At 55.3% G+C, this 3,991-nt stretch carries 3 protein-coding genes; all 3 read right to left on the bottom strand.

All coding sequences use genetic code 11. The features are described from left to right. Positions 1-10: 10 nt before the first annotated feature. Genes H146_RS0117940 through H146_RS21660 form a run of 3 tightly spaced genes read right to left on the bottom strand, consistent with a single transcriptional unit; the run spans position 11 to position 3,293 of the window. The gene (locus H146_RS0117940) at positions 11-502 is read right to left on the bottom strand and encodes a hypothetical protein (protein WP_019953253.1); all 492 of its coding nucleotides are present in this window, start codon (positions 500-502) and stop codon (positions 11-13) included. A gap of 12 nt (positions 503-514) precedes the next feature. Continuing rightward, positions 515-2,743 (bottom strand): DotA/TraY family protein, encoded by a 2,229-nt coding sequence (locus H146_RS19915; protein ID WP_083920957.1) that lies wholly within the window; start codon positions 2,741-2,743, stop codon positions 515-517. Then, positions 2,733-3,293, bottom strand: coding sequence for a hypothetical protein (locus tag H146_RS21660; RefSeq protein ID WP_156826904.1), 561 nt, complete (start codon positions 3,291-3,293; stop codon positions 2,733-2,735). The genes H146_RS19915 and H146_RS21660 overlap by 11 nt, the downstream gene beginning before the upstream one ends. Between the last annotated feature and the right edge of the window lie 698 nt (positions 3,294-3,991).

Raw genomic sequence — 3,991 nt, 5'->3', positions numbered from 1 at the left:
TCAATGATCTTCAATTTTTTGTGCTCATTGGCCAGTATAAGGAGAGCCGAATTCGACTCCCCGGAAAAAATCGGGGTTTAGCAGGGGCGACTAAGTACTCCCCCTGCTTATCGCGGATCTCACGCCACCCGAGCTCGTCGATGTCGAACCGCTCGACGTAGTGTTCGCCTTGTTGTGCAGACACCAGAATCACTTGGTCCTGGTCGTAGAACGCCATGGCAGTAGGCTTTTCGTCTGAGCTGACGACAGGCCCAAGCTGGTCGCGAGATAGGCCCTGGTCATCGATATAGGCGTTGATCATTCTCTGCAGCCGGTTGCGGTTCCTGCGAATAAGCCCTCGCAGCGGCAATAGCGCAATGAATCCGAGCACTGGCGCTCCGATGAGCAATATGAGCACTGGAGCTGACAGCGGAGTGAAGATCGCGAATATCGCGGCCAGCAAAAACCAGGCACCGCAGACCAGCGCAGCAACAACGAATAACAACTTAGCAATCAGATACATAACCCTATCTCCTTAACCCTTGTGGATGCTTCCTTTCCCACCTCCACCTGGAGGGTTCGTCGGGTCGGGACTAGGCCCACGGCCATGTCGTCCATCCCGAGCAACGGCTGCCAGTGCCCGCATGGCGTTTTGTTGTTCCTGTTCACTTCCCTGGCCAGTGGCCAGCTGCGAACCGCCGATCCACTCCATGACCTTATCGGGAATCTGAAAAATCAGATTGAATGACGTGTGAATCAACGTCAGGCAAACCGATATGTAAAGCCCGATAAACCCGATGATGCTGACAACACCGGTCATAGAGTCCGCTTGAACGTTGGATAGTGCTGGACCGAACATCTCGTTGAGCAAGGTTCCCCCTGCTACAAGGATACCCCCAGCCAAGAGGAACGCGGCCACCATCAACACAGGACGCAGCATCGCGTTCAGCATGAAGATGTAACCATGCACAGTACGCCCGTCATTTTCTTCGCCAGACAAGTGCGCAAAGGCCCACAGAGGCGCGGCCACGACACCAATGGCCACAAACACCAGCCAATTGATGATCGCCGCGAACCAGATGACGAACGGGACAAATGGAACGTAGATCGACAGCGTGATGCCGAATCCAAACAACATGATGATGCCGAGAATGATCAGCGGGGACAGCGCGTCTGTAGCGGCTTTTGCGAACTTGATGGCAAATCGCGTAGCCCCACCGGTCGCGATTGATGTGAGGCGTCCCCACACGGAATCTGACCACCCTTCTGCGCCTCCGGCTGTGGCTTTCAGACCGATATAGCCGACTACAGCTCCCTCAGTACCGACTAAGATGTTGTCGCCAAGGCTCTTCATCGCGATAATCGGATTGACAGTACCGTTCACTCCTTCCGCTTGGCCAATGCCAGCATTTGTTAGCCACTGTCCTGGGGAGCTCAGGAATGAGAAGACCTCGGACAGGATCTTGCTCGAATCGTCGGTTGATGAGTTAGCTGCATCTCCCTCACTGATTTCGCTTGTGTTTCCCGTGCGCCGCGCAACTTGGTCACGCTGGGTTTCGGTATATCTGATCAAGCGAGAATGATAACTCCCGATAGCTCCAGTCTGTCGTATATCCTGGCCTACTGCCTGGGCTCGATCCATAAAACTGCTAGCAGCAATTGAATTTGCCTGGGCCATGGCGTTGTACCAACTGCCCAGCTCCCACCACCCACGTTCTGAGATAGCGTTAACGACTTCCTCTCGTATCTCGCTTGCTTTATTGGAAGCGAGTGGACTCATACTGCCTAAACCTTGGTCGTAACGGCGTGCAGCCGTAGCAATGATGCGAGCTGCACTGGGCACGGACACGCTACTATCATTCGAGCTGGCAAATACCGCATTTGCATAGGCATCGGCCTGAGGCGCTAAATACTGCTGCATCTGTAGCAGAGCATTCATCTGTGCTTCCAGCACAGGTTGCTGATCGAGGTCGACCCCGAGATACGATGTCGAGTTATGCTCTTCTGGATAGGTAGCCCCACCACACACCATATTGCGAGAGCCATCGGCGAGGATAAATCCATTGTCGAGGGTATGCGTCTGTATCAGTGCTTCGTTACCGATATTCGCGCCGACGGCATTGCCTTCCGCTATGCCTCTGTTGACCCCTGCTGCACAGAGGTTGGCATGAAACAGAGACTCAGCGAGCGACCTGGTTTCGGGGCGAGCTGGCTCCAGGGCCATTGAGCCACCATCGTAGAAGTTGTCCAACGCAGCGTCAGTGGCGAGATTGGCGGTTCCAACCCCCAGTAGCGAGGCTGACCACAGCATGACTAGCTGAGCCATCGACCAACCGGATGCAGTAGGTACGAGAGCGATGAATCCCCAGACGTAGCGCAGCACAGCAAACGAATTGCTATCACCGCGTTTGAAGAGCTCCCCGTCATTCCCCCATTTGAAGATCTTCCTCAATATCACAAACCCCAGCAGGAAGCCGCCGACAATCAGGCCGATCCCATTGAGGATGGTGAATACGCTCGCAACCATCGTAGTCGACTCACCGCCATCGACTGCGAGAGGGTTTCGAATGATGTCACCAAAGACGATTTCCAGAGCATCCCGAGAGCGATCCCCTTCGCGCTCCGCTGCCTGCTGGATCTCATTCATCTGCACGGGCCCCTGAGCCTGAGCCAACGCAGTGCTCGAGCTCAGGATAGCCAGTGCAGCGGCCATCACGACCAGGGCAACCAGGAACAGCGGGTGGCGGCTTCGGCTAGCTACCATGGCGGCCACCTCCCAGCTCGGGGTTGAAGATCTGCCAGACCGGCTCCTCCCGCCAAAAATACTGGAATCCGCCCTTTTCCTCGCGGCTTAGGCGGTGATTGCGCAGCTGCCACAGACGAAATTGGGCGTCTGTGGCAAACGTGCAGCCTAATATCAACGCACCGAGCATCCCGAGCAGGCCCGAGAATGCCTGGAACATGAGGACGCACACCGCGCCGTAGACGACAAAGGCCGTCATGCATCCTAGTGCAGTTCGTTTTTTCAACAGGAAACGTCGTAGGTTCCACTGCAGTAACTCTGTCCCATCAGGGCCGCCAAAGATGTCAAAGAACTGATCATTCCGTCCTGGCTTGGCAGCTTTTTGCCAGTTTTCGCGGATCGTGTTGCTCGCGTCTCCGAAATGACCGGCCTTCATACTGCTAACAAATTGATCTTTCGTTAATTTTCCGGATTGACCGACAGCCCGAAACGGAGCCAAAACAACTTTCCCTGTTCCTTTCGCAACCTTCCGGCCCACTCCACTGCGCTGATTGTTTCGCTCGTCGCTCATGACGCCTCCGCTCGCTATGGTTTTTTAGTCAAGTCTATTCTTTAGAAAAAGAAACGATCATGCAATTTTCAATGCAAATAATGCCAATATGGCAACATTTAAAAGCACGATCGATGCAAAGACTCTTTATTTCTGATCAAATTTAATGGCGGATATGTACAGATATGGCGCTGTTTATGCGGGATCTCGCCGAGCTCAACTCGGCAGCCCTCGATTCTGGGTGGGCCTCGAGGGCCTCTCGCAGCCCCTGGAGGACATGCGGGGCCGGTTTGCCGTAGAGCCAGCCCCTGGCCTCCTCAGCTGCCAGGAGAGCTGGCAGAGCCGCCAGTTCCTGGAGGGTTGGCACGACGTTGCCGCGCTTGGCCACGTCGCCGCGATACAATGGACGCGAGAGCCAATGATCGGCCCATGGGTTGACCTGGAGTAGGTGGAGTTCGTCGTTGAACATGCTGCCGCCCTCAGTAGACACGGGATAGCAAAACGGTTACTAGTAACCGCACCCCAATAGTTACTAGTAACGGGACGGGAGTCAAGTTTTTGAGCGAAAATCGAGGCCGCCGGGGCGGTAAGAGCAACGCAGAGCGCAAGCGTGAGCACGACGCACGACAGCGGGCGATGGGGCGTCGGCAACGCAACTACTGGCTGACCGAAGATGAGGCCCAGGCGGTGGTCAAGTTCATCGATCAGCTACGGCAGGG

Source organism: Kushneria aurantia DSM 21353, from assembly GCF_000382245.1.
In the GTDB taxonomy this organism is placed as follows: Bacteria; Pseudomonadota; Gammaproteobacteria; order Pseudomonadales; family Halomonadaceae; genus Kushneria; species Kushneria aurantia.
Note: the sequence above shows the minus strand (reverse complement) of the source record. Positions and strands in the feature narration are given on the sequence as shown.